A 3,227-nucleotide genomic window follows, 5' to 3' on the forward strand; every position below is an offset into this window, starting at 1 on the left:
ACCAGGACCATGGTGAGCGCGGCGGCATAGGCCGTGTCCCAGAACTTGAAGCCGACCTCGTAGATGTAGAAGAGCAGCAGCGAGGTGGCGTTGTCGGGCCCGCCGCGGGTCATGACGATGATGTGGTCGACCAGCCGGAAGGCGTTGATGACGGCGTTGATGAGCACGAACATGGTGGTCGGCATCAGCAGCGGCAGCACCACCCGGCGCAGGTAGTAGCCGCGGGACGCGCCCTCGAGCGCGGCCGCCTCGGCGAGGCTCGGCGGGATCTGCTGCAGGGCCGCCAGGTAGAAGATCATGAAGAAGCCGGCCTCCTTCCAGATCGCCACCACGACGACGCAGGCGAGTGCGGTGTCGCGGCTGCCGAGCCAGTTGTGCGAAGGCAGGCCGAACAGCCCGGTGACCTGCTCCAGCAGGCCGTATTGCGGGGTGTAGAAGAAGAGCCAGATGTTGGCGACGGCGATCATCGGCAGGATCGTCGGGGTGAAGAAGGCGGTGCGCAGCCACGCCCGTCCCGCCAGCCGGTCGTTGACCCAGAGCGCCATGACGACGGCGAGCACGATCGAGACCGGGATGGTGCCGACCGCGAACCACAGGTTGTTCGCGACCGACTGCCAGAACACCGGGTCGTCGAGCATGACCGCGTAGTTGTCCGCGCCGACGAAGCGCGCCGGGCGGCTGCCGCGCGGCGTCGTGTAGAGGCTGTCGACGAGCGTCGCCAGGGCCGGCCAGTGGGTGAAGAGCGCCAGGAAGGCGACGGCCGGCAGCAGCAGCAGCCAGCCGACGACATGGGCGTTGATGCGGGTCATGGGTGGCGCGTGCGCCAGGGGAGAGCGGCCGCCGCCGGCGACCGCCCCGCTGCCGTCAGCGCTTGTAGGGGCGCAGGATGCGCTGCGCCTCGGCCTGGGCATCCTTCATCGCCTGGGCCGGGGTCTTGGCGCCGGTCAGCGCCGCCTGCAGCCCGTCGTTGAGGGCCTTGGTGACGCGCTGGTTCTCGTGCGTCGACAGTTCGGCGACGGCATGGGGAAGCTGGTCGCGGGCGACGGCGGCGGCCGGGAAGCCCGCGACGTACTTCTTCATGGCCGGCGTCTCCCAGGCGTCGGGCCGGACGGCGACGTAGCCGGTGTCGATGCCCCACTGGGCGGCGCGCTCGGGCGAGGTGATCCACTTGATGAAGGTGGCCGCCGCCTCCTGCTGGGCGGGCGTGCTCTTCTTGAAGATGTAGAAGTTGCCGCCGCCGGTCGGGCTGCCGCGGCGCTTGCCGGCGGGCAGCATGGCGACGCCGAAGTCGAACTTGGCATTGTTGCGGACGTTGGTCAGGTTGCCCGTCGTCGTCCACATCATCGCCGTCTTGCGCTCGAAGAAGTCCTTCGGCGTCGTCCCCCATTCGATGACGCCGGGCGCCATCACCTTGTGCTTGGTCGAGAGGTCGACCCAGTACTGCAGGGCCTCGACGACCTCAGGCTTGTCGTAGAAGGTGGTGTCGCCCGCCTGGTTCATCAGCTCGACGCCGTTCTGGGTCGTGAAGCCCTGGAACAGCCAGTAGGGGAAGCCCGAGGACGGCACCTGCAGACCCCACTGGGTGGCGTTCCCGGCGGCGTCGCGCTTGGTCAGCTTCTTCGCGAACTCGACCTGCTCGGCCCAGGTCTGCGGCGGCTTCTCGGGGTCGAGACCGGCCTCCTTGAAGGCTTCCTTGTTCCAGTAGAGCACGACGGTCGAGCGCTGGAAGGGCACGCCCCAGGTCTTGCCGTCGGTCTGGCTGTTCATCATGAAGGCGGGGAAGAAGCTCTTCAGCCAGGCGCGGTCGGCATCGGTCTTGACGTAGCCGTCGATCGGCACGATCGCGTCCTCGTCGATCAGCGTGAACATGTCGGTCGACAGCAGGACGGAGGTCACCGGCGGGGTGCCGCTCTTGTGGGCGGTCAGCGCCTTGACGATCGTCTCCTGGTAGGTGCCGGCATAGATCGGCGTCACCTTGATCGACGGGTGCTCCTTGGCGAAGTCGGTCGCGTACTGGTCGATCAGCTTGGTGATCGGCCCGCCGACGGCGACCGGGAAGAAGAACGGCACCTCGACCGTCTGGGCTGCGGCGGCGACCGACATGGCGGCCCCCGCGGCGGCCAGCGCCATGCTCCTCAGCGTCCGTACCAGCATCGTCATCGTCTCCCCTCCGGGTTGCAGGACCGGCATTCCCTGGGCGCGGTCCATTACAGGCGTTCGCCCGTTTCCATGTCGAACCAGTGACAGTCGGATTCGGCCCAGGCCAGCCGCACCGCCGCGCCCGGCGTCAGGGCGGACTTGCCGTCGGCCTTGGCGAAGACGGTGCGGCCGCCGAGGTCGGTCTCGATCAGGCTGTCGGCACCGAGATACTCGACCGAGCGCACGGTGGCGGCGAGCCCGTCGCCGCCGACCGCGACCGCCTCCGGCCGGACGCCGAGCAGGAGGCCGGGGCGCGGTGCCGCCACGCCGATGCCGTCGGCGGCGACGACGTTCATCGGCGGGGTGCCGATGAAGCGCGCGGCAAAGGCGTTGTGCGGCCGGGCGTAGAGTTCTTCCGGCGGCCCGTTCTGCGCGATGCGGCCGCGGTCCATCAGGATCACCCGGTCGGCCATCGTCATCGCCTCGACCTGGTCGTGGGTGACGTAGACCATGGTCATGCCGAGGCGCTGCTGGAGGGCGCGGATCTCGCGCCGCATCTCGCCGCGAAGCTGCGCGTCGAGGTTGGAGAGCGGCTCGTCCATCAGGCAGACCGGCGATTCGGCGACGATGGCGCGGCCGAGCGCCACGCGCTGCTGCTGCCCGCCCGAAAGCTGCGACGGCCTGCGGTCGAGGAGCCCGGCGAGGCCGAGCACGTCGACCGCCCGCGCCAGCCGGCGCTCGCGGTCGGCGGCCGGCACGCCGCGGGCCTTCAACCCGAAGACGATATTCTCGCGCACCGAGAGGTGCGGGAAGAGGGCGTAGGACTGGAAGACCATGGCGACGCGGCGCCGGGCCGGCGGCAGGGCGGTGACGTCGCGGCCGGCGATCTCGATGCGGCCGGAGGTCACCTGGTCGAGCCCGGCTACGAGCCGCAGCGTCGTCGACTTGCCGCAGCCCGACGGTCCCAGCAGCACCACCAGCGACCCTGCCTCGGCCGTGAACGACACGTCGTCCAGCACGCGCGTCTCCCCCCAGTCCTTGGAGACGTTGGAGAGGACGATCGCGGCCAATGGCACCCCCTTGCCGAA

The 3,227-nt window shown here is 69.6% G+C and carries 3 protein-coding genes; all 3 read right to left on the reverse strand.

The annotated features are described in order from the left end of the window. Nucleotides 1-809 (reverse strand): carbohydrate ABC transporter permease (locus ACE3Q3_RS03050; protein WP_374441621.1); only part of this gene is annotated, 809 nt, incomplete at its 3' end. A gap of 55 nt (nt 810-864) precedes the next feature. Then, nucleotides 865-2,160, reverse strand: coding sequence for an ABC transporter substrate-binding protein (locus ACE3Q3_RS03055; RefSeq protein WP_374441623.1), 1,296 nt, complete (start codon nt 2,158-2,160; stop codon nt 865-867). 47 nt (nt 2,161-2,207) lie between these two features. Further along, a partial coding sequence (locus ACE3Q3_RS03060) for an ABC transporter ATP-binding protein (RefSeq protein ID WP_374441626.1) occupies nt 2,208-3,227 on the reverse strand: 1,020 nt, incomplete at its 5' end.

This window comes from Allostella sp., assembly GCF_041913585.1.
Taxonomy (GTDB): Bacteria; Pseudomonadota; Alphaproteobacteria; order ATCC43930; family Allostellaceae; genus Allostella.